The sequence below is a fragment of the Paraburkholderia sp. SIMBA_027 genome, from assembly GCF_046535315.1.
Classification (GTDB): Bacteria; Pseudomonadota; Gammaproteobacteria; order Burkholderiales; family Burkholderiaceae; genus Paraburkholderia; species Paraburkholderia tropica.
The window spans coordinates 413,153-439,284 of the sequence record NZ_JAWRWY010000004.1; the positions used below are offsets into that span (position 1 = coordinate 413,153).

20 protein-coding genes are annotated in these 26,132 nt (G+C 65.8%); 7 read left to right on the forward strand and 13 right to left on the reverse strand.

The window, feature by feature from the left end:
• Positions 1-252: 252 nt before the first annotated feature.
• Complete coding sequence (locus SB764_RS09880) at positions 253-3,006, forward strand: cation-transporting P-type ATPase (RefSeq protein WP_410863489.1); 2,754 nt, start codon at positions 253-255, stop codon at positions 3,004-3,006.
• A 19-nt stretch (positions 3,007-3,025) separates the two neighbouring features.
• Here SB764_RS09880 and SB764_RS09885 read toward each other — a convergent pair whose 3' ends face one another.
• Complete coding sequence (locus tag SB764_RS09885) at positions 3,026-3,391, reverse strand: winged helix-turn-helix transcriptional regulator (protein ID WP_065058621.1); 366 nt, start codon at positions 3,389-3,391, stop codon at positions 3,026-3,028.
• 141 nt (positions 3,392-3,532) lie between these two features.
• Between SB764_RS09885 and gstA the strand changes: the two genes are divergently transcribed.
• Positions 3,533-4,144, forward strand: coding sequence for a glutathione transferase GstA (gstA, locus tag SB764_RS09890; protein WP_065058620.1), 612 nt, complete (start codon positions 3,533-3,535; stop codon positions 4,142-4,144).
• 460 nt (positions 4,145-4,604) lie between these two features.
• Here the strand turns inward: gstA and SB764_RS09895 are convergent, their stop codons facing one another.
• The 5 genes from SB764_RS09895 to SB764_RS09915 form a co-directional block, all read right to left on the reverse strand.
• Positions 4,605-5,480, reverse strand: coding sequence for an HpcH/HpaI aldolase/citrate lyase family protein (locus SB764_RS09895; protein WP_080180888.1), 876 nt, complete (start codon positions 5,478-5,480; stop codon positions 4,605-4,607).
• Positions 5,470-6,402, reverse strand: coding sequence for an electron transfer flavoprotein subunit alpha/FixB family protein (locus SB764_RS09900; RefSeq protein WP_410863421.1), 933 nt, complete (start codon positions 6,400-6,402; stop codon positions 5,470-5,472). Before SB764_RS09900 ends, SB764_RS09895 begins: the two co-directional genes overlap by 11 nt.
• A 14-nt stretch (positions 6,403-6,416) precedes the next feature.
• Entirely contained in the window at positions 6,417-7,166 is a 750-nt protein-coding gene (locus SB764_RS09905) for an electron transfer flavoprotein subunit beta/FixA family protein (RefSeq protein ID WP_410863423.1), read from the reverse strand.
• 131 nt (positions 7,167-7,297) lie between these two features.
• Positions 7,298-9,001: a class I adenylate-forming enzyme family protein gene (locus SB764_RS09910; protein ID WP_410863425.1), complete on the reverse strand. Its 1,704-nt coding sequence runs from the start codon at positions 8,999-9,001 to the stop codon at positions 7,298-7,300.
• 149 nt (positions 9,002-9,150) lie between these two features.
• Positions 9,151-10,113 carry a cyclase family protein gene (locus SB764_RS09915; RefSeq protein WP_065061477.1) on the reverse strand — a complete coding sequence of 321 codons (963 nt, stop codon included), beginning with the start codon at positions 10,111-10,113 and terminating at the stop codon, positions 9,151-9,153.
• 284 nt (positions 10,114-10,397) lie between these two features.
• Here SB764_RS09915 and SB764_RS09920 point away from each other — a divergent pair, with 284 nt between their 5' ends.
• The 5 genes from SB764_RS09920 to SB764_RS09940 all read left to right on the forward strand — a co-directional run bounded on the left by SB764_RS09920 (position 10,398) and on the right by SB764_RS09940 (position 18,618).
• A complete protein-coding gene (locus SB764_RS09920) occupies positions 10,398-12,089 on the forward strand; it encodes an AMP-binding protein (protein ID WP_410863427.1) in 1,692 nt (563 codons plus the stop codon).
• Entirely contained in the window at positions 12,086-15,436 is a 3,351-nt protein-coding gene (locus SB764_RS09925; RefSeq protein WP_410863429.1) for a carboxyl transferase domain-containing protein, read from the forward strand. Before SB764_RS09920 ends, SB764_RS09925 begins: the two co-directional genes overlap by 4 nt.
• A gap of 31 nt (positions 15,437-15,467) precedes the next feature.
• A complete protein-coding gene (locus SB764_RS09930) occupies positions 15,468-16,331 on the forward strand; it encodes a crotonase/enoyl-CoA hydratase family protein (protein ID WP_074981788.1) in 864 nt (287 codons plus the stop codon).
• Positions 16,328-17,206, forward strand: a complete 879-nt coding sequence (locus tag SB764_RS09935; RefSeq protein ID WP_410863431.1) for a crotonase/enoyl-CoA hydratase family protein — start codon at positions 16,328-16,330, stop codon at positions 17,204-17,206. The genes SB764_RS09930 and SB764_RS09935 overlap by 4 nt, the downstream gene beginning before the upstream one ends.
• 179 nt (positions 17,207-17,385) lie before the next feature.
• Positions 17,386-18,618: a mechanosensitive ion channel family protein gene (locus SB764_RS09940; protein ID WP_410863433.1), complete on the forward strand. Its 1,233-nt coding sequence runs from the start codon at positions 17,386-17,388 to the stop codon at positions 18,616-18,618.
• A gap of 53 nt (positions 18,619-18,671) precedes the next feature.
• Here SB764_RS09940 and SB764_RS09945 read toward each other — a convergent pair whose 3' ends face one another.
• The 7 genes from SB764_RS09945 to SB764_RS09975 form a co-directional block, all read right to left on the reverse strand.
• Positions 18,672-19,943, reverse strand: a complete 1,272-nt coding sequence (locus SB764_RS09945) for a DUF3734 domain-containing protein (protein ID WP_065061480.1) — start codon at positions 19,941-19,943, stop codon at positions 18,672-18,674.
• 18 nt (positions 19,944-19,961) lie between these two features.
• The gene (locus SB764_RS09950) at positions 19,962-20,744 is read right to left on the reverse strand and encodes a 3-hydroxybutyrate dehydrogenase (RefSeq protein WP_065061481.1); all 783 of its coding nucleotides are present in this window, start codon (positions 20,742-20,744) and stop codon (positions 19,962-19,964) included.
• 46 nt (positions 20,745-20,790) lie between these two features.
• Positions 20,791-21,612 (reverse strand): acetoacetate decarboxylase, encoded by an 822-nt coding sequence (locus SB764_RS09955; RefSeq protein ID WP_082992046.1) that lies wholly within the window; start codon positions 21,610-21,612, stop codon positions 20,791-20,793.
• Between the two features lie 416 nt (positions 21,613-22,028).
• A complete protein-coding gene (locus tag SB764_RS09960) occupies positions 22,029-22,577 on the reverse strand; it encodes an acyloxyacyl hydrolase (protein ID WP_065061482.1) in 549 nt (182 codons plus the stop codon).
• A gap of 384 nt (positions 22,578-22,961) precedes the next feature.
• On the reverse strand, positions 22,962-23,297 hold the full coding sequence (locus tag SB764_RS09965; protein WP_176080934.1) for an NIPSNAP family protein: 336 nt from the start codon (positions 23,295-23,297) through the stop codon (positions 22,962-22,964).
• 23 nt (positions 23,298-23,320) lie between these two features.
• Positions 23,321-25,111, reverse strand: a complete 1,791-nt coding sequence (locus SB764_RS09970) for an FAD-dependent oxidoreductase (protein ID WP_410863435.1) — start codon at positions 25,109-25,111, stop codon at positions 23,321-23,323.
• Between the two features lie 40 nt (positions 25,112-25,151).
• Positions 25,152-26,003 carry an SDR family NAD(P)-dependent oxidoreductase gene (locus SB764_RS09975; RefSeq protein ID WP_183716995.1) on the reverse strand — a complete coding sequence of 284 codons (852 nt, stop codon included), beginning with the start codon at positions 26,001-26,003 and terminating at the stop codon, positions 25,152-25,154.
• Positions 26,004-26,132 lie beyond the last annotated feature (129 nt).

A 26,132-nucleotide genomic window follows, 5' to 3' on the forward strand; every position in this document is an offset into this window, starting at 1 on the left:
CGCCGCCGTTCCGCTTCTTGCGGACGGCGGCGCGGTTTTTTTGCGCGCGTGCGTTTGCCACGTTCGCCACGTTTGTCGCACGCGCGCGATCCACCCATGTCGCGCGCCGCATCGCCGCACGCACGTCCGGCGCACGCGCACGCCAATTCCGGTACCGTCGTACTGATTTTTTCCGCAGACGTTCGACGGTGCGCTTCGTTGCCCCTGCAATCGACCGCCATCGTGCGAACCCGCACGACGGAGGACCGCACGATGCCCGATCAGCCGCCTGCCGCCGCCGCGCCGCGCGCGTGGCACAACGTCGATGCCGACCAGGCGCTCGCCGATCTCGGCACCACGCCCGAAGGTCTCGACGACGCCGAAGTGGCGCGCCGCCGCGCGCGCTACGGCGAGAACCGTCTGCTGCCGCCCAAACGCCGCGGCCCGCTGCTGCGCCTCGCGCTGCAATTCCACAACGTGCTGATCTACGTCATGCTCGCGGGCGCGCTCGTCACGGCCGTGCTGCGGCATTGGCTCGACACCTGCGTGCTGCTCGCGGCGGTGCTCGTCAACGTGGCCATCGGTTTCATTCAGGAAGGCAAGGCCGAATCGGCGCTCGAAGCGATCCGCTCGATGCTCTCGCCGCACGCCACCGCGATTCGCCACGGCGAGCGCGTGACCGTCGACGCCACGCAGCTCGTGCCCGGCGACATCGTCGTGCTCGCATCGGGCGACCGCGTGCCCGCCGACCTGCGGCTGATCGCCGTGCGCGAACTGCGCGTGGACGAAGCGGCGCTCACCGGCGAGTCGCTGCCCGTCGATAAACAGACCGCGAGCGTCGACGCCGCCGCGCCGCTCGGCGACCGCTGGGGCATGGCGTATTCGGGCACGCTGGTGGTGTACGGCCAGGCGCGCGGCGTGGTCGTGGCCACGGGCGCGGACACCGAGATCGGCCACATCAACCGCATGCTCGCCGATGTCGATACGATGGCCACGCCGCTGCTGCGCCAGATCGACCGCTTCGGCCGCGTGCTCGCCGTCGTGATCCTCGCGCTGGGCGCGCTCACCTTCGCGCTCGGCACGCTGTGGCGCGGCGAAAGCGCGAGCGACATGTTCCTGATCGTCGTCGCGCTGGTCGCCTCCGGCATTCCGGAAGGCCTGCCCGCGATCATGACGATCATCCTCGCGCTCGGCGTGCAGCGCATGGCGCGGCACCACGCCATCGTGCGTCGCCTGCCCGCCGTGGAAGCGCTCGGCGCAGTCAACGTCGTCTGCTCCGACAAGACCGGCACGCTCACGCGCAACGAGATGACCGTGCAGCGCGTGGTGTGCGCGCGCGACGTGATCAACGTGAGCGGCGTAGGCTACGCGCCCGAAGGCGCCTTCACGATCGATCAACACGCGTTCGACGCCGCGCAATGGCCCGCGCGCTGCCCCGAGCTCGCGCTCGCGGTGCGCGCGGGCGTGCTCTGCAACGACGCGCAGATGCGTCGCGACGAAGCGGGCCTGTGGCACGTCGAAGGCGATCCCACCGAAGGCGCGCTGCTGGTGCTCGGCGCGAAGGCGGGCATCGCGCACGAACCGCAGGCGCGCGCGGGCACGCCGTGGGCGCGCCGCGACAGCATTCCGTTCGAGTCGCAGCATCGCTTCATGGCGAGCTGGAACACGGACGCCGAAGGCCACGCATGGATCTTCGTGAAAGGCGCGCCCGAACGCCTCTTCGACATGTGCTCGACGCAACTCGCGCACGGCGTGGAAGAACGCATCGATCCCGACTACTGGCGGCGCATGCAGACCGACCTCGGCGCGCAGGGCTTGCGCGTGCTCGCGCTCGCGTACCGGCGCGGCGCGCCCGCGCACAACACGCTCGATTTCGACGCTGTCGCGCAGGGCTTCACGCTGCTCGCGCTCGCGGGCATCATCGACCCGCCGCGCGACGAGGCGATCCAGGCCGTGGCCGACTGCCATCGCGCGGGCATCCGCGTGAAGATGATCACCGGCGATCACGCGGAAACCGCGCGCGCGATCGGCGCGCAACTGGCGATCGGCGTGGGCAAGCCGGCCGTTACGGGCGCGGAAGTCGCGCTGATGGGCGATGCGGAACTGCGCCGCGTGGCGCTCGATATCGACGTGTTCGCGCGCGCGAGTCCCGAGCACAAGCTGCGTCTGGTCGAAGCCTTGCAGCAGGACGGCCAGGTGGTGGCGATGACCGGCGACGGCGTGAACGACGCGCCCGCGCTCAAGCGCGCGGACGTGGGCGTGGCGATGGGCGCGAAAGGCACCGAAGCGGCCAAGGAAGCCGCCGACATGGTGCTCGCCGACGACAACTTCGCCACCATCGCGCGCGCCGTGCGCGAAGGCCGCGCCGTCTACGACAACCTCAAGAAGTTCATCCTCTTCACGCTGCCGACCAACGGCGGCGAAGCGCTCGTCGTGCTCGCGGGCGCGCTCACGGGTCTGGGCATTCCGCTCACGCCCGCGCAGGTGCTGTGGGTCAACATGGTGACGGCGAGCACGCTCGGCATCGCGCTCGCGTTCGAGCGCGCCGAACCGGGCATCATGCGCCGCAAGCCGCGCGCGCCCGGCGAATCGCTGCTCTCGGGCTTCTTCATGTGGCGCGTGGCGATGGTTTCGGCGCTGATGATGATCGGCGCGTTCGGCCTGTTTTACTGGGAGTTGAGCGCGGGCACCGGCATCGAGCGCGCACGCACGATCGCCGTGAATGCGGTGGTGATGTCCGAGATGCTCTACCTCATCAACAGCCGCTCGATCTTCCACTCCGTGCTGAGCTGGCAGGGGCTCACCGGCAACCGTTACGCGCTGCTCGCGATTGGCGCGTGCGTGCTGATGCAGATCGCGTTCACGTATGCGCCCTTCATGCAGCAACTGTTCGGCTCGGCGGCGCTCGTCCCGCAGGAATGGCTCAAGGTGCTGGGCGCGGGGCTCGTGGTGTTTCTCGGCGCGGAACTGGAGAAGTGGGTCGTGCGCACGAGCGGGCTGGCGCGACGGCTCGGCGGTGAGGAATGAGCCGGGCGGCTTACCTGGGTTACGCGATAGCCGCTGGCGACGCTTGCCACGCCGCCAGCACCTTCTGCCCCACGGCCGCGAAGATGTCGATGGCCGGCAGCAATTCGCGCCCGAGATCGGTCAGCACGTATTCGGCCGACGGCGGCGAACTGTCGAGCTTGTGTTTCGCGACGAGCCCGCGCGTCTCCAGTTCGCGCAGACGCACGCTGAGCACGCGCGCCGAAATGCCCGGCAAATCGCGGCGCAATTCGCCAAACCGGCGCGCCTGATCGCGCAACTGCCAGATCACGTTCAATGCCCATGCGCCGCGCAAAAAACCCAGCGCGTCGGTCACCTGACACGCGGGCGGCGCGGGTGCCCTGTTCTTGCGGACCGCCAAACCCATCGTCGATCGTCCTCGTCAAACGGTAACTGCGGAGTAACCGGATTATATCGGCGCACTTGCCACATCGCCGCGCCGTGCCGCTACCATGCGTAGCGCGGACCGTGTGATCCGCGACCGTTTTCACTCCAGTCAGGAACCGATATGAAGCTCTATTACTCGCCGGGTGCGTGCTCGCTTGCCGCCCATATCGTCGCGCGCGAATGCGGCATTCCCATCGCACTCGAAAAAGTCGACCTGGCGACGAAACGCACGCAAAGCGGCGTCGACTTCTTCAGCATCAATCCGAAGGGCAACGTGCCCACACTCGAACTCGACGACGGGACGATCCTGACCGAAGGCCCCGCCATCCTCCAGTTTCTCGCGGACAGTGCGCCCGAAGCCGAACTCGCGCCGGCCCATGAATCGATGGCGCGCTACCGCTTGCAGGAGTGGCTCGCGTTCATCAATTCCGATGTGCACAAGAGTTATTCGCCGCTGTTCAATCCGGCGACGCCCGCCGAGGTTCGCGCGGAACGGCAAGCCGCGCTCGGCAAATATTATGCGTGGCTCGAAGAGATCCTGACGCCGCAGGCCTGGCTGCTCGGCAATCACTTCTCGGCCGCCGACGCCTATCTGTTCACGGTGACGAACTGGGCGCCGCACGTCGGCGTCGATCTTTCGCATCTGCCCGCGCTCACGGCGTTTCAGCAGCGCGTCGCAAGCCGGCCGCACGTTCGCGCCGCGCTCGTCGCCGAAGGTCTCGTGGGCGGGTGAGTACGCTGCACGCGGCACGCCGTGCGTTCGCACCCGCCGCCGCACCACGTAGTGATGCACCGGCAAGCCGACCGTCGCACGAAACAGCGCCTTGAAATGCGGCGTGCTGAGTTCCGCCAGCGCTTCGAGTTCCGCGATCAACGCCCAGGCGAGATGCGGCAGACGCGCGTACGCGACATCGCCGCGCGCGAGTTGCCGCGCGAGCCATGGACGCCCGCGCTAAAGCTCGCCGGACTCAGCGACGCGCACGCGCGTCTGATCACCGATCTCTACGACGTGCACAACGCGGGGAAAATCGACGTGGAATTCGGTCAGCCCGAGCGGCGCTCCGGCACGACCGAGTTGATGGAAGTGTTCGCGCCACTCGTCGCGAAGCTGCGCGGGGCGCGGCGGTTGCATCAGGATAAAAGCGTCAGGCAGAAAGCGCCGGGCTCGACGCCCGACGCCGCGCGCGCTGATTTCACGCGCCCTGCTGCGCCACCGCCGCGGCCAGCGCGAGCAGTTGCTGCGCGCGCAGGATCACGGGGCGGTCGACCATCTTGCCGTCGACGGTAATCGCGCCCGCCTGCGCCTCGCGCGCAGCTTGCGCCACGCGTGCGGCCCACGCGAGTTCCGCTTCGCTCGGGCGATAGCAGCGGTGCACGGCGTCGATCTGCTTCGGATGAATGCAGAGCTTGGCGCCGAAGCCGAGCCGCTTGCCGTTGAGCGCGTCGGCCTCGATGCGCGCGAGATCCTGAATGTCGGGCGTCACGCCATCGACCGGCGCGTCGATGCCCGCCACGCGCGAGATCAGCGCCAGTTGCGAGCGATAGTGATTGAGCGGCTCGCCGTCGTCGGGCATGCCCATTTCGGCGATGAAGTCGAGCGTGCCGAACATCAAGCGCTTCACGAACGGCGCGCGCGCGACGTCCATCGCGTTCCACATGCCGAGCGCGCTTTCGATCAGCGGAAACACCGGCACGCGGCGACGCGCGAGCGCGACAGTCGCGCTTACGTCGGTGCCGTGTTCGGCTTTCGGCAGCACGATGCCCGCGACGCCGTCGAGCGCGCCAAGTTTCGCATCGGCCTCGAACCACGGCGTGGCGCGGCCATTGATGCGCACCAGCACGGGATGGCGGCGCGAGACCCAGTTCGCGATGTTCTCGCGCGCCGCGTCCTTCGCGGCGGGCTCGACTGCATCTTCGAGGTCGATGATGACCGCGTCCGCGCCGCTCTCGAGCGCGCGTTCGAAACGCTCGGGGCGGCTGCCCGGCACGAACAGGAACGATTGCGGCGAGAACGCGGCTTTGGCGGCGTCGTCGCGGACGGGCGTCGCGGTGTTGGGCTCAAAGTGCATCGGCAAGCTCCGGCACGGCCGTGAACAGATCGCCGACGAGACCGTAGTCGGCTACGGTGAAAATCGGCGCTTCCTCGTCCTTGTTGATCGCGACGATCACCTTCGAATCTTTCATGCCCGCGAGATGTTGAATCGCGCCTGAAATACCGATGGCGACGTAAAGCTGCGGCGCGACGATCTTGCCGGTTTGACCGACCTGATAATCGTTCGGCACGTAGCCTGCGTCGACGGCTGCGCGTGACGCGCCGAGTGCCGCGTTGAGTTTGTCGGCGAGCGGTTCCAGTACCTTCGTGTAGTTTTCGCCGCTGCCCAGACCGCGTCCGCCTGACACGATAATCTTTGCGCTGGTGAGTTCGGGGCGATCGAGTTTCGTGACTTCGCGATTGACGAATTGCGCTTTGCCGTTATCCGCTGCCGCTTCGATTTTTTCTACCGATGCGTTGCCGCCTTCCGCAGCGACGGCATCGAATGCGGTGGTGCGAACGGTGATGACTTTCACCGGATCAGCCGATTGCACGGTCGCAATCGCATTGCCAGCGTAAATCGGACGCTCAAACGTATCGGCGTTTTCAACCGCAGTGATATCGCTGATCTGCGCAACGTCGAGCTTGGCGGCAATACGCGGCGTAACGTTTTTACCGCTTGCCGTAGCAGGCGCGAGAATATGCGAGTAGTTCTTCGCTAAGGAAAGCACCGTCGCCTCGACGTTTTCCGCGAGACTGTGTTCGAGTTGCGGCGCATCGGCGAGCAGCACCTTAGAAACGCCGACGATTTTCGCCGCTGCATCCGCAGCCGCTTTCGCGTTGTGGCCAGCAATCAGCACATGCACATCGCCGCCAATTTTCTGCGCCGCTGCAATCGTGTTCAATGTTGCGGCTTTAATCGACTGATTGTCGTGTTCTGCAATTACCAGGTTCGTCATTTTCGATTCGCTCCTCACAGCACCTTGGCTTCGGTCTTCAGCTTTTCGACCAGCGTTTTCACGTCAGGCACTTTCACGCCTGCGCTGCGCTTGGGCGGTTCCGAAACTTTCAGCGTCTTCAAACGCGGAGCGACATCCACGCCGAGATCTTCCGGCGTGATCGTTTCGAGCGGCTTCTTCTTCGCCTTCATGATGTTGGGAAGCGTGACGTAGCGCGGCTCGTTCAAACGCAAATCCGTCGTCACGACAGCGGGCAATGTCAACGCCAAGGTTTCCGCGCCGCCATCGACTTCACGCGCCACCGTCGCCTTGCCATCCGCAACCGTGATTTTCGAAGCAAACGTCGCTTGCGGCAGATTCGCCAAAGCGGCAAGCATCTGACCGGTCTGATTCGAATCGTCGTCGATGGCTTGTTTGCCGAGAATCACCAGCGAAGGCTGCTCTTTATCGACGAGCGCTTTCAAAAGCTTCGCAACAGCCAACGGTTGCAATTCCTCATTCGATTCGATCAGCACCGCGCGATCCGCGCCAATCGCCAGTGCCGTGCGCAGCGTTTCCTGCGCCTGCGAAACGCCCGCCGAAACCGCAATCACTTCCGTTGCGATGCCCGCTTCTTTCAAGCGCACCGCTTCCTCGACCGCGATTTCATCGAACGGATTCATCGACATCTTGACGTTCGCGATATCCACGCCCGTGCCGTCCGACTTCACACGAACCTTCACGTTGTAATCGACCACGCGTTTGACCGGCACCACGATTTTCACTTTCGATCTCCTCCAATGCATCATTCGAATTGCACGATTGACGCATTACACGTGGGATCAGCGAAATCGGCCACTATCGATTAACTCTACCGGTCATAGCCCAGACCTATTGGCGAGGTCTCAACGCGGTTTCAACCCCGCAATTCGCGGCGCAGAATCTTGCCCGTCACGGTCTTCGGCAACTCGTCGATAATCGTCACGATGCGCGGATATTTATACGCCGCCATACGTTCCTTGCAGTATGCGGCCAGCTCGTCGGGCGTCACGTTCGCGCCCGGCTTGAGACTCACCACGGCCTTCACGGTCTCGCCGCGATAACTGTCCGGCACGCCGACCACGGCCGCCTCGCGCACGGCCGGATGCGTGTACAGCACGTCCTCCACTTCGCGCGGCCAGACCTTGTAACCGCCCGCGTTGATCATGTCCTTCTTGCGATCCACGAGATAGAACCAGCCCTGCGCATCCATGAAGCCCACGTCGCCGGTGCGGAAGTAACCGTCGACGATCGCCTTCGCGCTTTCCTGCGGCTTGTTCCAGTAGCCGGGCACGATCATCGGCCCGCGCGAAATGATCTCGCCCACTTCGCCCGCCGGCAGCGGCTGACCCGCATCGTCGCCGATATACGACTCCACGTTGAACGCCGGCACGCCGATGGCCAGCGTGCCCGACGCGGCATCGACGGGCGCTTCGCTGCCGACCGGCACGACGTGCGTGGGGGAATTCGTTTCGGTCAGCCCGTAGCCGTTGTGAATGTAGTGGCCGAAGCGCGAACGGAACGCTTCGATCACGCTCGGCGGAATCGGCGCGCCGCCCGAATAGATGCGGCGCAGCGAGGCCAAATGCTCGCGCGTCGCGCGCGGATGATTCATCAGCGCGATAAACACCGTAATCGCGCCGATGGTGAACTCCGGCTTGTGTTCGGCGATGGCGTCGAGCAGCACACCCGGTTCGAAGCGGAACGCCAGCACGAGCGGCGCGGCGCAGATGAAGGCCGCGCCCACATGGCCGACCAGCCCGGTGATATGAAAGAGCGGCGCCACGCCGAGCAGCGGCGCGCCTTCGCGCAAGCCCACCCAGTCGCGATAGACCTGCGCGTTGAAGGCCACGTTGCCGTGCGTGTTCATCGCGCCCTTCGGCACGCCCGTGGTGCCCGAGGTGTAGACGAGCATGGCGACGTCGTCGCTGTGGAGGTCGATCGCGGGCGGCGTCTGGCCGCGATACGCGTCGATGACGGTGCGGAAGTCTTCGGCGTCGTCGCGCGGTTGAGTTTCGCGCGCGCGGTCCATGCCCGCGAACAGACGCTCGTCGTGGCGCTGTTGATAATCGAGCGCCGAAGTCGTCATCACCTGCGGGTGCACGCGCGCACTCGCCGCGATCTCGCCGTTCGCCACGCGCGCGTCTTCTTCGGCCAGCAGCGGACGCACCACCTCGTCGTGCAGCGTGCCATGACACACGAGCAGACGCGCGCCCGAATCCGCGAGCAGCACGCGCAATTCGCGCGCACGATTCATCGGATTGACCGGCACCGCAATCGCGCCGAGTTTCCACGCGGCCACCAGCGCGATCACGAATTGCGGCACGTTCTGCAGATAGATCGCCACGCGCTCGCCGCGCGCGATGCCGCGTTCGCGCCACGCGCAGGCGAGCGCATCCGATTGCGCATCGAGTTCGGCGTAGGTGAGCGCGCCGTCGAAATACAGCAGCGCGGGCCGCTCGGGCGCGCGCGCCACAGCCGCGCGAAAGAGACTCAGGGCATCGCCGTATTGCGGGTCGATGGTGGCCGCGTGACCCGCCGCGTAATGCGCGAGCCACGGTTTGCTTTCATAGGGCGTCATGAGCGCTCCAGCAATTCCAGCAAAAAAACGGCCGCCGCGGGGCGATTTTTCAACGCGACACGACGGCATCGCGGCGCCGCGCAGGCGGACCGGTTCTCAATCAATCGACGAAAGATGCCGCAGCGGAAGCGATGCAGGCGATGCTACGCCTACTTCACCACCACCGGATTCACCGGCGCGCCGCTGCCGTTCACCACTTTCAGCGGCGCGGCGGTGTAGAGGAAATTCCACTGGCCGTCTTCGGCGCAATCGGCGGCGAGCGGATCGAGTTGCGCGATTTCGGTGAGCGTCACGCCCAGATTGCGCATCAGCGCGTTGTGCAGCGGCAGCGCCACGCCCGAAACGGGATCGACGGTGACTTCGTTTGCAATTGTGTCGGTGACGAGATTCGGGATCTCCATGCGATGGAACCACTCGACGAGTTCACGGCTGTACGTGAGCCCCGGCTCGACGAAGTTCTGATAGAACTCGGCCTGATCGCGCTCGTAGAACGAACCGATCCAGCCCGTGCGGATCACCAGAATGTCGCGCTTTTCGATCTCCACGCCCTGTGCCTTCGCAGCCGCGAGCAGGTCTTCGTGCGTGAAGGTTTCGCCCGGATCGAGCACGGCCTTGCCGCGATGGCGCGCCATGTCGATCAGCACGCCGCGCCCCACCACGCCGCGCTCGGCGATCGGCAGCACGCTCGCTTTTTCCAGCCCGCCGATGGTCGACTTCGCGTCGTAGCCGTTCCAGAGCTGATCGTCGTACCAGACGTGGCCGAGCGCGTCGTACTGCGTCGAGCCTTGCAGATACATGATCATCATGTCGTCGGCGTATTCGGCGAGCCCCGGAAACAGCGGGCCTTTCCCGCACAGGTAATGGCCCTTGTCCATCACGTTCATGCGGCGCGCCTGCGAACGCCCCGGCCAGACCGGATCGCCCTTCGGATGCCCCATCTGGATCTGCAGCGTGAAGGTCTTGCCCGATCGCACCGACGCCACGCCACGCAACACCTCGGCCTGCGTCAGATAGTTGAGCGAGCCCACTTCGTCGTCGCTGCCCCACTTGCCCCAATTCTTCGGCGAATCCTGCAGCAGTTCGGCCACTTCCGGAACGTTCTTCGACTCCATGCGCTGTCTCCTTTCCTCTCACACGTTGATGGGTGATGCAGATGGAACGACGCGAACGCGGTGCGCGTTCGGGGTATCGAAATAAATCGCACGACCGTGCGGCAAAGTCAACCGGGAAAAACAGCAGGCGCAGAAAAGTGCGTTCGTGCACATCATGGACGGTCGGCGACCTCTCTCTCCCGCGCGGCGCGCTGAATCACCGATTCAGGGTTGTGTCGTTTCCACGCCGCGATTCAACGCGCATTGCGAACCGGCGCACCTAGGTGCGTTCCGCGAGGCTTTCCATGAACGAACGCGAGTATCTGGACGATCTGCATCGAAAGTGGGCGCACGCCTGGCCCGCCGATGCGCCGCGCGAGCCGCAGTATCCGCTCGGCCAGCGGCCTTTGACGGCCTATCTGCGCGAGTGGGCGCGTCGCGCGCCGCAACGTCCCGCCGTGCACTTCTATGGCCGCACGCTCAGCTACGGCGAACTCAATCGCCTGAGCGACCGTTGCGCGGCGCTGCTTGCGTCGCTCGGCGTGCAGCGCGGCGACCGCGTCGCCGTCTTCATGCCCAACTGTCCGCAGATGCACGTGGCGTTCTACGGCATCCTCAAGCTCGGCGCCGTGCATGCGCCCGTGAGCCCGCTCTCGAAGGCGCTCGAACTTGGTTATCAGCTCAAGGACAGCGGCGCGCGCGTGGTGATCTGCGCCGATCAGCTGCTGTCCGTGGTCGATCAGGTGCGCGACGAGTGCGCGTTGCGCGAGGTGATCGCGACCGGCGTGGGCGAGATGCGCGGCGCGCAATCGGCGGTGCCGCTGCCCGATATCGTGCTCGCGCCCAAGCTGACGAGCGCTCGCGCCATCGACTTTCTGCCCGCGCTCGACGCGGCCAACGGCCCGGTGCCCGACGACGAACCGCAACTCGACGACATCGCCGCACTCAACTACACGGGCGGCACGACGGGCTTGCCGAAGGGCTGCATCCACACGCACGGCGACATGCTCTACACCTGCGCGAGCTTCACGCCGGTCGCGCTGCACGCCGACGAGCACACCGTCTTCCTCAACTTCCTGCCCGAGTTCTGGATCGCGGGCGAAAACGCGGGCCTGCTGTTTCCGGTGTTCGCGGGCGCCGCGCTCGTGCTGCTCGCGCGCTGGGACGCGCTCGCCTGGATGCGCGCCGTGCAGCACTATCGCGTGACGCATTGCGGCATGCTCGTCGACAGCGTCGCCGACGTGCTCAATCAGCCAAACGTGCGCGACTTCGATTACGGCTCGCTGCGACGCGTGGGCGCGATCTCGTTCATCAAGAAGCTCACGCCCGATTACCGCCGCCGCTGGCGCGAACTCACGGGCTGCACGCTCTACGAATTCGCGTACGGCATGACCGAGACGCACACCTGCGACACCTTCACGCTCGGCCTTCAGGACGACGACCGCGACCTGCGCGCGCAGCCGACCTTCGTCGGTCTGCCGGTGCCGGGCACCGAATTCAAGGTCTGCGATTTCGCGAGCGGCGCGCTGCTGCCGCCGGGCGGCGAAGGCGAACTGTGCGTGCGCTCGCCGTCGCTGTTCAAAGGCTACTGGCAGCGCGAGGCGGCCAGCGCCGACGCGCTGCACGACGGCTGGCTGCATACCGGCGACCTCGCCACGATCACCGAAGAAGGCTTCATCCGCTATCTCGGACGGCGCAAGGAAATGCTCAAGGTGAACGGCATGAGCGTATTTCCGAGCGAACTCGAAGCGCTGCTCGGCCAGCATCCGGCGATTGCGGGCAGCGCGGTGATCGGCAAGGCGGACGCCGCGCGCGGTCAGCAGCCGGTTGCCTTCGTCGTGCTCAAACCGGGCAGCGAAGCGAGCGGCGACGAACTCGCCGCGTGGTGCCGCGCCTCGATGGCCGTCTACAAGGTGCCGGAAATCCGCGTGATCGACGCATTGCCGATGACCGCGACCGGCAAGGTCAGAAAACAGGAACTGGACAAGCTGCTGTGACGAACTCCGCCTCCCCTGCTCCCCACGCTGCGCTGCGCTCACTGTTGATCGCCAATCGCGGCGAGATTGCCGTGCGCATCGCGCGCGCCGCCGCCGAAGCGAATCTGCGCAGCGTCGCGGTCTATGCCGAAGACGACGCGCAGTCGCTGCACGTGCGCCGTGCCGACCTCGCCGTGCCGCTCGCCGGACGCGGCGCCGCCGCGTATCTCGACATCGCGCAACTGGTCGAGGCCGCGCGCGCGAACGGCTGCGACGCCGTGCATCCCGGCTACGGTTTCCTGAGCGAAAGCGCCGAATTCGCACGCGCCTGCGCGGCGACCGGTTTGCGCTTCGTCGGGCCGTCGCCGCTCGTGCTGGACACTTTCGGCGACAAAGCCCGCGCGCGCGAACTCGCGACGCGCTGCGGCGTGCCGCTCGCGGCGGGCAGCAATCGCGCGGCCACGCTCGACGAAGCGCGCGCCCTGCTCGCCGAACACGGCGCGATCATGGTGAAGGCCCTCGCGGGCGGCGGCGGACGCGGCATGCGCGCCGTGCGCGACGCGGCCAGTCTCGCCGACGCCTGGGCGCGCTGCGAATCGGAAGCGCGCGCGGCCTTCGGCAACGGCGCGCTGTACGTCGAACGGTTGATCGAGCATGCGCGTCATGTCGAAGTGCAGATCGTCGGCGACGGCACGCACGCGAGTCATCTCTGGGAACGCGATTGCAGTCTGCAACGGCGCCATCAGAAAGTGATCGAGATCGCGCCCGCGCCGCATCTGGACGGCGCGCTGCGGCGCAGGATCATCGACGCGGCGCTCACGCTCGCGCGCGCCGTGCAGTATCGCGGCATCGGCACGTTCGAATTTCTCGTCGATACCGCGCGCGGCGACTTCGTGTTCATGGAGGCGAATCCGCGCGTGCAGGTCGAGCATTGCGTGACGGAAGCCGTCACCGGCATCGATCTCGTCCGCACGCAGTTGCGCCTAGCCGAAGGCGCGACGCTCGCCGACCTCCGGCTGCAAGATCCGCCGCCGGTGCGCGGCTTCGCGGTGCAGGCGCGCGTCAATCTGGAAACGATGCAGGCCGACGGCAGCGCGCGCGCGGCGGGCGGCACGCTGAGCGCCTACGAGCCGCCGAGCGGCGCGGGCCTGCGCGTGGACGGCTACGGCTATGCGGGCTACACGACGAGCCCGAGCTACGACTCGCTGCTCGCGAAAGTGATCGCGCACGCCGACGACTTCGCGGGCGCGCTGCGCCGCGCGTATCGCGGCCTGGGCGAATTCCGGCTCGAAGGCGTGGCGAACACGCTGCCGTTTCTGCAGACGGTGTTGCAGCGCCCCGAACTGCCGGGCTACGACATCGATACGCGCTTCATCGAACGTCATATCGGCGAACTGATCGCGTCGGGCGGGCAGGCGCATCCGCAGCTGCATTTCCGCGCCGATCAGCCGGGCGGCGCCCATTCGCCATCTCACACCGATGCACAAAGCGCAGATAGCGCGCCGCCAGGCTGCGTGCCGCTCGTCGCACCGAGCCAGGGCGTGCTGGTGAGCCTCGACGTGCAGCCCGGCGACGCTGTCGCCGTCGGCCAGCAAGTCGCCGTGCTCGAAGCGATGAAGATGGAGTTCGTCGTGCAGGCCACGCAAAGCGGCATCGTGCGCGCGCTGGCGCTCGAACCGGGCGGCAGCGTGTTCGAAGGCGCGCCGCTGCTGTTCATCGAACCCGCCGAGGTGGCCGCGGCCGGCATCGAGACCGAAGCGAGCCGCGACCTCGCGCACATTCGCGCCGACCTCGCCGAAGTGCTCGAACGCCATGCGCTCACGCGCGACGAACGCCGTCCGCACGCGGTCGCGAAGCGGCGCAAGACCGGCCAGCGCACCGCGCGCGAAAATCTCGACGATCTGCTCGACGCCGACAGCTTCGTCGAATACGGCGCGCTTGCGCTCGCGGCGCAACGCGGCCGCCGTCCGCTCGACGAGCTCATCGCGCAGAGTCCCGCCGACGGCCTGATCGCCGGCATCGGCACCGTGAACGCGGCGCGCTTCGGCGCACAGGCCGCGCGCTGCATGGCGATCGCCTATGACTACACGGTGTTCGCGGGCACGCAGGGCATGATGAGCCACAAGAAAACCGACCGCATGCTGCAACTCGCGGAGCAATGGCGGCTGCCGCTCGTGCTGTTCGCGGAAGGCGGCGGCGGGCGACCCGGCGACACCGACCATGTGGGCGTCGCGGGCCTCGACTGCCGCACCTTCGCGAGCATGGCGCGGCTCTCGGGCCAGGTGCCGCTCGTCGGCGTGGTGTCGGGACGCTGCTTCGCGGGCAATGCGGCGCTGCTCGGCTGCTGCGACGTGATCATCGCCACGCGCAACGCGAGCATCGGCATGGCCGGACCGGCGATGATCGAAGGCGGCGGCCTCGGCAAGTTCTCGCCCGAGGAAGTGGGCCCGACCAGCGTGCAGTCACCCAACGGCGTGATCGATATTCTGGTCGACGACGAAGCAGCCGCCGTGCGCGTCGCGAAGCAGTATCTCTCGTATTTTCAGGGGCCGTTTGCGTCATTCGCACAGGAAGGCGATGGCGATTGCGCCGATCAGCGGCTGCTGCGCGAGGCGATTCCGGAGAACCGGCTGCGCGTCTACGACATCCGCCGCGTGATCGACACGCTCGCCGACACCGGCTCCGTGCTCGAACTGCGTCGCGACTTTGCGCCGGGCCTCATCACCGCGTTCGTGCGCATCGAAGGCAAGCCGTTCGGATTGCTCGCCAACAATCCGATGCATCTGGGCGGCGCGATCGACGCGCAGGCGGGCGACAAGGCCGCGCGCTTCATGCAGTTGTGCGACACCTTCGGCATCCCGCTGGTCTCGCTGTGCGACACGCCCGGTTTCATGGTCGGCCCCGATTCGGAAAAGCAGGCCACGGTGCGCCACGTCTCGCGCATGTTCGTCGCGGGCGCGAGCCTGCGTGTGCCGTTTTTCACCGTCGTGCTGCGCAAGGGCTACGGGCTGGGCGCGCAGGCGATGGCGGCGGGCAGCTTCCACGCGCCGCTGTTCACCATCGCGTGGCCGAGCGGCGAGTTCGGCGCGATGGGGCTCGAAGGCGCGGTGCGGCTCGGCTACGCCAAGGAACTCGCGGCCATCGACGATCCCGCCGAACGGCAAGCGCTGTTCGAACGCATGGTCGCCGACGCGTATCGCAACGGCAAGGCCATCAACATGGCGAGTTTCCTCGAAATCGACGGCGTGATCGATCCCGCCGACACGCGCCGCTGGCTCATGCGCGGACTCAACGCGAGCCCGCCGCCCGCGAACGGTTCGACGGCGGCGGCGCACGACGCGAAGCGGCGTTTCGTCGATACGTGGTGACGCGCGAATCTTCACTCAAGGAGCAAGGGCAATGAATCCAGGCAGTAAAGTAGACGCAGCAGGCGCAGAGAGCGGCGAAGGACTCGTGCAGATCGCCATCGCGGACGGCGTCGCCGACGTGCGGCTCAATCGCGCGGAAAAGATGAACGCGCTGAACCCCGGCCTGTTCGCGGCGCTCATCGCCGCGGGCGAGCGGCTCGCGAGCGAAGCCGATCTGCGCGCCGTCGTGCTCTCGGGCAACGGCAAGGCGTTTTGCGCGGGCCTCGACATGCAAAGCATGGCCGCGCTCGCGCAGACCACGCGCACGACGCCCATCGCCGTGCGCACGCGCGGGCTGAGCAACGACTTCCAGTACATCTGCACGCTCTGGCGCGAGCTGCCGGTGCCGGTGATCGCGGCCGTGCATGGCGTGGCGTTCGGCGGCGGGCTGCAACTCGCGCTGGGCGCGGACATGCGCTACGTGACGCCCGACGCGCGGCTCTCCGTGATGGAAATGAAGTGGGGCCTCGTGCCCGATATGGGCGGCATGGTGCTCACGCGCGACCTCGTGCGCGACGACCGTCTGCGCGAGCTGATCTATACGGCGCGTGTGGTGGCAGGACCGGAGGCAGTCGAGATCGGTCTCGCCACGCGCGTGAGCGACGATCCGCTTGCGCTCGCTTTGCAAACGGCGCGCGAAATCGCGCAGAAAAGCCCCGACGCGATTCGCGCCGCGAAGCGTCTGTTGCACGTGGCCTCGCGCGGCGACGCGGCGGCCACGCTGATCGCCGAATCGGTCGAGCAGGATGCGCTGATCGGCGGCGCGAATCAGCGTGAAGCCGTGCTCGCGAACGTCGAGCAACGCGCGCCGCGCTTCGTCGCGGCCACGCCGCATCGCGTGGAGGAACCGTCATGAACGCATCGCAATTGCCGCAATTCGAAACGCTGCGCTACGCGGTCGAGGACGGCATCGCCACGATCACGCTGCATCGGCCGGAAAAACTCAACGCATTCACCGCGACGATGATGCAGGAGCTGATCGCCGCCTTCGACGCCACCGACGCCGACGACGCCGTGCGCTGCGTGATCGTCACCGGGTCGGGACGCGCGTTCTGCGCGGGCGCGGACCTGTCCTCGGGCGGCGAAACTTTCGACTACGCGAAACGCCTCGGCACGAGCGTGGACGCCGTGCATCGCGACGGCGGCGGCCGCGTCGCGCTGCGCATCTTCCGCAGCCTCAAGCCGGTGATCGGCGCGATCAACGGCGCGGCGGTCGGCATCGGCGTGACCATGCAGTTGCCGATGGACATCCGCCTCGCGTCCGCCGACGCGAAATTCGGCTTCGTGTTCGGGCGGCGCGGCATCACGCCCGAAGCGGCTTCGTCGTGGTTTCTGTCGCGCGTGGTGGGCATCTCGTCGGCGCTCGAATGGTGTTTCACAGGACGCGTGTTCAGCGCGCAGGAAGCGCTGGCGCGCGGGCTCGTGCGCTCCGTTCACGCCGCGGAGGACCTGCTGCCCGCGGCCTACGCGCTCGCCCGCGAGATCGCCGACAACGTCGCGCCGGTGTCCGCCGCCATTGCGCGGCAGATGATCTGGCGCATGGCGGGCGCGCAGCATCCGATGGAAGCGCACCGCCTCGACAGCCGCGCGATCCAGTCGCGCGGGCGCTCGGCGGATGCGGCCGAAGGCGTGAGCGCGTTCCTCGACAAGCGCGCGGCGGCGTTCCCCAATCGCGTTTCCACTGACATGCCGGACTTCTTCGACTGGCAGAGCGAGCCGCCGTTTATCTGATCGATGCGGCCTGCCGTGCGCCTGCGCCTGTGAGCGAGGCGCACGCGGCGCGCGGAGCCCCGACTCGCACGCGATGTCCCTTTCAAGTACCCTACGGGTCTGCCCGCAGGGCAGGCGCCGCGCGCGGCGCGTGTTTGAACGCTTGTTTCAACGCTTGAAAAAGGAACCCGCATTACCCCATGACCGTGCATGAAATCTGGTTTGCGCCGCTGGTCGGCGCGCTCGTCTTGCTGGCCGCCGCCTTCGCCGTGGCCGCCATCGCTCACTTCCTGCTGTTCCGCGTGGTCGCGCGTCTGGCGCGGCGCTCCACCACCCGCATCGACGACGCCCTGTTCGAATTCGGCGCGTTCACCTGGCTCAGCCGCGTCGCGCCCTTCGTCGTCATCAAGCTCGGTCTCGGCTTGGTGCCGGGTCTGCCCGACAACGCGCTGCAACTCGCCGACAAGATCGTCTTCGCGCTGATCGTCTTCCTCGTCACGATGACGATCAGCGCCACGCTCTCCGCGCTCGAACACAGTCATCGCACCGCGCGCCAGGATCAGCCGCGCCTCTCGCTCAAGGGCGCGATGCAACTCGTCAAGCTCGTGATGTTCATCACCGCGGCGCTGGTCGTGATCGGCGACGCCACCGGCAAGCAGATCGGCCTGCTGCTCTCGGGCATCGGTGCGATGTCGGCGGTGCTCATGTTGATCTTCAAGGACACGCTGCTCGGGCTCGTGGCGGGCGTGCAGCTTTCGTCGAACGACATGCTGCGCATTGGCGACTGGATCACGATGCCAAGCTCGGGCGCGGACGGCACCGTCGTCGACATCACGCTGAACACCGTGAAAGTGGTGAATTTCGACAACACCATCATCACGATTCCGACGTGGAAGCTCATCACCGAGAGCTACCAGAACTGGCGCGGCATGACGGAATCGGGCGGGCGGCGGATCAAGCGCGCGCTCATGCTCGACGCAACGAGCGTGCGTTTTCTCGACGCCGGCGAAATCGCGCGGCTCGAACGCCTCACGCTGCTCACCGATTATCTGAACGACAAGCGCCACGCACTGACGCAGTTCAATGGTGCGCTCGGCAGCGCGGCCGACTGCGCGGCGAACCGTCGGCAGCTCACCAATCTCGGCACGTTCCGCGCCTACGTGCAGGCGTATCTCGAACGCCATCCGCAGATTCATCACGAGATGACCTGCATGGCGCGGCAACTGGCGAGCGGCGCCGACGGCATTCCGCTCGAACTCTATTGCTTCACCAACACCACGAAGTGGAGCGATTACGAGGCGATTCAGGCCGACCTGTTCGATCACCTGATTGCCGTGCTGCCCGAGTTCGGCTTGCGCGTTTATCAGCAGCCGTCGGGCTACGACATGCAGCAGGGTTGGCACGCGGCGCGCGAGACTTCGCTCGCCGCGTGAGGCAGGCAGCGGTTCCCGCGACAGTTCGCGCGCCCGCTGCCTGCCTCGAACGATCAAGCCGTCACGCGCGGCGTTTCGGTCTGGCCGCTCGCGCCGGTCGTCAGTTCGTCGCGGTCCGACTCCGGCACTTCGCCAGCGCGGCGATGGATATCGTGCGTGACAAAACCCTGTTCGCGGCTAGGCACCGCGAACCAGTCTGGATGCGCAAACGACGCGCGGATATCTTCGAGTCCGCTCGCCCAGTGCTCTTCCATCGTATCGACGCTGAATTCGTAATCCTTGTAGTGGCCTTCATACGGTTTGTTCTTGTAGATCAGATGCACCACGTTGATCGACGAACCGTCGGCCACACGCTCGGCGAGACGGAACAGCGGGTCGCCGCGGCGCGTTTCGGGCGGCACATGCTCGAGCAGTTCCTTGATGAAACGCGCGTGCTTCTGGCGATCGGCGAGCATGTTCGTGATCGCGCGCGTGCGGCTCGAATACTGGATGTCCTTCGCGCGTTCGGCCACGTCGAGAAAGTCGGCGGGCACGCTGCCGTTCGCGCTCCATAGATCGACCTGAAACACCAGCGTGTCCTTGTGATCGGCGTCGCGCAGCACTTCGGTGAGCGGCGTGTTCGAGACGAGTCCGCCGTCCCAGTAGAACTCGCCGTCGATCTCCACGGCCGGAAAGCCCGGCGGCAGCGCGCCCGAGGCCATGAAGTGCTCGGGTTCGAGACGCATCTTCGCGTTGTCGAAATAGATCAGATTGCCGCTGCGCACATTCACCGCGCCGACCGACACGCGGATCGGGCCGTCGTTGATGCGGTCGAAATCGGCGAAACGTTGCAGCGTGGCCTTGAGCGCGGCCGTGTCGTAATAGCTCACGGCCGTGGGCGGCGCCTTGTGCCAGCCCGCCACCGGCAGCGGCAGGCGCGGCGCGAAGAAGCCCGGCTGGCCTTCGGTAAGCGCGCGGCTCGCGGCCCACATGCTGGCCCAGCGGCGCGACAGCGCCTGATGACCGAACAGCGGCAGCGCCAGTGCGCCGAGGTTGCCGAACCAGTCGAGCGGATGGCAGATCGACTCCCAGAATCCGCGCAGCGCTGCGACACGCTTGCCCGGTTCGTTACCCGCGATGATCGCCGTGTTGAGCGCGCCGATCGACACGCCCGCGATGCGATGCGGTTCCACGCCCGACTGGGCGAGCCCTTCGAACACTCCGGCCTGATACGAGCCGAGCGCGCCGCCGCCCTGCAAAACAAGGGCGATTTCGTCGTAGCGCGGCAGCTCGACCGGCTTGCGCTCCTTGCGTGCGGTTGCGTCTATTTTCGTGCTGCTGCGCATACGTTCTCCTCGCGTGATTTAGTGCATCGACCAGCCGTGCGTGACGAGCACCGACTGCCCCGTCAACGCCGCCGACCCGAATCCGGCGAGGAACGCCACCGTGTTCGCCACGTCGTCGAGCGTGGTGAATTCGCCGTCGACGGTGTCTTTGAGCATGACGTTCCTGACCACGTCGGCTTCCGAAATGCCGAGCGCCTTCGCCTGCTCGGGAATCTGCTTGTCGACGAGCGGCGTGCGCACGAAGCCCGGGCACACCACGTTCGCGCGCACGCCGCGCGGGCCGCCTTCCTTCGCCACCACGCGCGCGAGGCCGAGCAGGCCGTGCTTCGCGGTCACGTAGGCCGACTTCAGCTTCGACGCCTCGTGCGAATGCACCGAACCCATATAGACGATCGAGCCGCCCTTGCCGCTGCCGTACATGTGCTTGAGCACGGCCTTCGTGGTGAGAAACGCTCCGTCCAGATGGATCGCGAGCATCTTCTTCCAGTCGGCGAACGGAAAGTCCTCGACCGGGCTGATGATCTGGATGCCCGCGTTCGACACCAGCACGTCGATGCCGCCGAACACCTTCACCGCTTCTTCGATGCCCGCATTCACGGCTTCTTCATTGGTCACGTCCATCGCCACGGCGAGCGCCTTGCCGCCGGCCGACACGATGCTGTCGGCCACCTTGCCCGCCGCCGCGAGGTTCAGGTCGGCGATCACGACCGCCGCGCCCTGGCTGGCAAACGTCCGCGCGCAATGTTCGCCGATGCCGCTCGCGGCCCCCGTGATGACTGCAACCTTGTTCTGCAACGACATAAGTAATCCTTATTGGTTTAGACAAATGTTAGAAATGCACAGTGCATCAGGCCAGTTCGGCTTCGCGTTCGTCCAGACCGGTCTGGCGCGTGGACGCGGCGGCATTCGCATGGCCGGCCGGTTCGGCGAGATAGTCGTACGCCACTTCGCCGATATCGAGCGTGAGGTCGGCGATCACGTGACGCGCGCCCACCACGCGGCGCACCGGCAGGTCGGCGACCGGCGCGAGCGCATGCGGATGCAGTTCGATCGCGGCCGGACCGCTCCACGCGCCATGCACCGTCACGTCGCGCAGATAGAAACGCACCAGTTCGCAGATGCGCGCGCTGCCGTCCACGTGCGGAATCACCTTGAGCAGATAGTTGGGCGTGTCGGCGAGCTTGCGGCGCTCGTCTTCGTTGTTCAGCACGTGATGCTTGTAGCCCATCGTGCCCGTGGCGATGCGCTGCGTGCCGTAGTCGAGCGTGCCGAGCAGCGTGTCGTTGCCGTCCACGGCGAGCACCGGGCGCGCGAGCTTCTTCGGGAAACCCCAGATTTCGCGACCGCCCGCAATCGGGCCTTCGTCGTCGAGATACATCGAGTGCGTGTAGTTGCCGAGGCGGCCTTGCGGGTCGCGCACCGACACGACCTGGCCACTTTCGGTGTAATCGCCGAAACCCGACGAGTCCGGCATGCGGATGAACTCGTAATGGACGAGATTGTTTTCCGGCGTGAGCGGTTCCGGCACGATCGCGCGCAGCGCGTCGGGATCGGTCTCGTAGGAAATGATGAAGTATTCGCGATTGACGAAGCGGAACGGCGGGCGCGGATACGCGGGATTGTGCACAGGCATCGCGAAGGCTTCGCGGCGGATTTGGGCTAGATCCATTTTGTCCTCATGGCTGAGCTGCGGTAAAACGTCGCGACTAATCATAGAGGCAAACGGTAGCGCGTTCGCATTTTTGGTGAATATACACCGTTGCGATTCCGTTAATTAACAAGCCATCTGAAAGCATTAATTAACAGTTCGGGTTTTTATGAGATGAACCGGTCATTCCGAAAGCCTTTCTTCATCGGCATTTCATGGCATTTCTGTAAGCGGCGCACCCCACATTTTGCTTACGATTCAAATGACGCAATAGATTGATGTCGAACGTCGCAACAACACGGCGCATGCAATGTTTGCAATGCGCCCGCGCGGCGGTGATGCGAGTAGCGAAATTCCAATGAAAAAGGCGCGTCGCGCAACGGGTCGAGCGACCGTGCGGCGAAGCGCCTGCGAGATATCGAACCGGACCTGCCCGGTCAGAAGTTGTACTGTACGTAGACCTGGCTGAAGTTGATGCCGGGGTTCGGATGCTTGAGTCCCGCATTCGACAGATGCTGGAAGCGAAAGCCCGCCTGATAGTTCTGGTGCTCGCCGAAGATTGCGCCCACGCCCACCATATCCGCGAATTGAAACGACGACGAAAAGCTGCGGTCCGGCGTTTCGTCGACGTGCGACAGCAGACGCACGCCCACGCCCGCTTCGATGAACGGGCGAATGAAGCCTGAGTTCTTCACGAAGCGGAGAACCGGCGTAAAACCGAACTCCCAGATGTTCGCATGCGACGCCGGATTCTCCCGCGTGTCCCAGTACGCCACGTGTCCTTCACCTACCACGGTGAAGTGATAGCCGCCTATCGCCCACCATTGCCAGCCCGGATCCCACACGATGCCAAGATCCGCTTTCTTCACGTCATGATCCGCAACGCCGCCCGCGAACTGAATGCCCCATTGATCGGCGTGCGCCGCCGTCGAGCCCGCGAGCAGTCCTGCGAAGAGAACCGCTACCGGCAGCTTTCGTTTTCGCATTTCTTCTCTCTTTTCGTTATTCGATTGTGGGTCCGCGCATGCCTTGAATAAGGAGTGCGCTGAATCGAATGCTCGCGGATTATAAGAGCTGAATCACATTTGTTAACGTTGCATCAATGCAATGAAGCATTACCAAAACAGGCAAAATCCTTACCGCCGGAAAGCACAATGCGCTATTGCGTTTCGCGAAATAAATTCGATAAAAAAAGACCTCCGTTTTGCGCAAACGGAGGTCAAGTCGGTTTGGAGACCAGCATCGTTCATCGCCTGAACGACGCGTGCCAATCTTAATGCGCGAAACGCTTGCGATAAACGCGGCACCGCGCATCAATCCTTTTCGAATGCAGCAGCAATGCGGCTTTGTTAAGCAGGTCGTTACGCGAGTCAGTCCGCAAAACGCGCAAGACTTTTGAATTCCACGCGCCGGATGATGCGGCTTTCCTGTGCCACGATCAAATGCGCGGACGCCTGCAAATACGCGGGCCAATGCGGATCGACATCGCGTGCGGTACGGCGCGCGTCGTAATCGGCGATGCTTTCGTACGCCCAGAGATGCACGACCTGATTCAGCGCGCCAATGTCGCTCATATAGAAACCGGCCGGCGCGCCCAGATACTTCAGCTGGATCGGCATGGCGAGGCGGTCGAATACGTCGATGAATTCGGCCATGCCGCGCGCACGGATCGTGTAGGTGCGGTGATCGATAAAAGGCTTGCTCATGCGGCTCTCCGCCTGATGAAAAGTCATGCCGCTACGCGCGTCGCGCGCGCAGCGTCTGCGGAGGAATCGACGGCGTTGTCGAGTCCGGCGAGATGGCGGCCCGTGAGGTAGCCGAAGGTCATGATCGGGCCGAGCGTGATGCCCGCGCCCGGATAGTTGCCGCCCATGATGCTCGCGCGGTCGTTGCCCACCGCGTAGAGGCCGGCGATGGCGCGGCCGTCGTCGGCGAGTACGGCGCCCTCCACGCTCGTGCGCAAACCGTCGAAGGTGCCGAGGTCGCCCATCACGACCTTCAGCGCGTAATACGGACCGTCGCCGATCGGCGCGACGCACGGGTTCGGGCGCTGCACGGGGTCGGCCAGATAGCGGTTGAACGACGTCGTGCCGCGCCCGAACGCGGGATCTTCGCCGCGCACCGCATGCTCGTTGTAGCGGCGCACGGTCGCTTCGAGCCCGTGCGCGTCGATGCCTGCGCGCTGCGCGAGTTCGGCGAGCGAGCGCCCTTTCGCGAGATAGCCGTTGCGCAGCATCGGGCCGAGCGGCACCGGCGCGGGCTTCGCGTAGCCGAGGCCGTATTGGCGGATCGTCGCGTGATCGCAGATCAGCCACATCGCGGTCTGCGCGTCGCCGCGGCACGCCTCGATCATCGCCGCGCCCACGTCGTGATACGAATTCGATTCGTTGGTGAAGCGCTCGCCGCGACGCGTCACGCCGATGATGCCCGGCTTGTAGCGATCGAGCAAATGCGGGAACACCGCGAAGCGGCCCTTGCCGCGCGGTACGCGCGAGACCGGCATCCACGCGGCGGGCTGCGGATAACGCGGCGTCACGCGCGCGCCTGCACGCTCGGCCAACCGCGCGCCGTCGCCGGTGTTGTCCTCAGGAACCGGCGAGGCGTGCGTGCCGCCGCGTTGCAGATGCGCGTAGGTTTGCGCGGTGCGCACGGCGTCGTGCGAGAAACCGCCGCCCGCGAGCACCACGGCGCGGCGCGCCGCGATGCGCTGGCCGCCCTCGCCCTGGCCCGTGCGTTCGACCACCGCGCCCGTCACGCGCCCCGCTTCGACGATCAATTCGCGCGCCGCTGTGGCCGCGAGAATCGGAATACGCAGATCGAGCGCGGACTTCGCAAGGCGCGCGGCCAGCGCGTTGCCGCTCGTGACCTGCACGCCGCGTCCGTGTATTGCCAGTTCCTTCAGATGCGATCCGAGCCGCTTCGCCACGTACCACGCCGACGCCGGCGAACGCGTGGCGTTGAAGAAGTGCTTGAGATCGGCATTGGACGAATTGAACATCATGCCGATAAAGGTAATGCTCCGGAGCGGCGGCCGCAGACGCGCGAGATCGCGGCCGAGGCGACTCGCGTCGTATGGCGCGGCGACCACCGAGCGTCCCACATCGACGCCGCCGGGCGCATCCGGATGATAGTCGGGATAAAGCGTCGGCGCGAATTGCACTTCCGTCTCGCGTTCGAAGAATTCGAGCATGCGCGGACCGTGTTCGAGGAACGCTTCGATCGCGTCTTCATCGTAGAACGCACCGAGTTCGCCGCGCAGATACGTGCGTGCGGCTTCGCGTGTGTCCGGCGCTTCGCGCGCGTCGGAACGCATGCCGTGACGGTTGCCCGGAATCCAGAGCACGCCGCCCGAAAACGCCGTCGTGCCGCCGAAAACTTCGGCTTTTTCGACCACGACCACGTCGAGTCCCGCCTTGCGCGCCGTGATGGCCGTCGAGAGTCCGCCCGCGCCCGCGCCGATCACGAGCACATCGCAGGTCGCGGGAATCGGCGGCGTATTCGTGTTATTTCGCTGCTTCATGTTTGTCTCCTTCATGTCTTCATGTCGATAGGCACATGCTTTAGCGCGCCGCCGCGCCTTCGTAGCCTGGACGCGGCACGAGATCCATCAGCATCGCGTCGAGGCCGCCGTCGACGACAAGTTCAGCGCCGTTCACATACGCCGCGCGATCGCTTGCGAGAAATGCCACCACGTTGGCGATATCCTGCGGCTCGCCGATACGGCGGCTCGCGGTCATCGCGCTACGCCGCGCCTCGATATCGCCGTGCGTATAAAACGCTGCGGACAGCGGCGTGCGGATCATGCCGGGGCAGACGGTATTGCTGCGCACGCCGCGCGGCCCCCATTCCGCCGCAAGCTGACGCGCCAGCATCGCGACGGCCGCCTTGCTCGCGCTGTACGCGCCGCTATGCGTCTGCGGATAACGCGCCGCAATCGACGCCACGTGCACGAGCGCGCCCGACCCGCGCGCGAGCATCGGCCTGCCGAACGCCTGCGAACACAGCATGTAGCCCGTGAGATTCACGCGCAGCATCGCGTTCCAGTCGTCGAGCGACAGCGATTCGATTCCGCCCGGACGCAGCAGTCCTGCGTTGTTCACCAGCACGTCGGCTGTGCCGAATTCGCTTGCCACGCGCGCGGCGGCGGCTGCCACGCTTGCCGCATCGCCGATATCGCAACCGATGGCGATGATCGCGTTTTGTGCCTGTTTTTCAGCTTGATTCTGCAATTGTGCGGCGAGTGCCTGGGCTTTATCGAAGTCGCGATCGAGCAATGCGAGTCGCGCGCCGGCAGCCGCGAGCGTCTGCGCAATCGCCGCGCCGATACCGCCCGCCGCGCCGGTTATCACGCAGACCTGACCATCGAGTTGCAGCCATCCCGAGCTCGGGTTTTTCGATCTTTCATTATTCATCTGGAATCCTGATTGAATTGACGATTACGCTAGCGACGGCATTCACCGTGGCTGCGTCGATCTGCGAAGAAGTATAGAGGCGGGGGTTGCGCGCGAAGTGGACAAACGTGTCGATGAACAGGACAATTT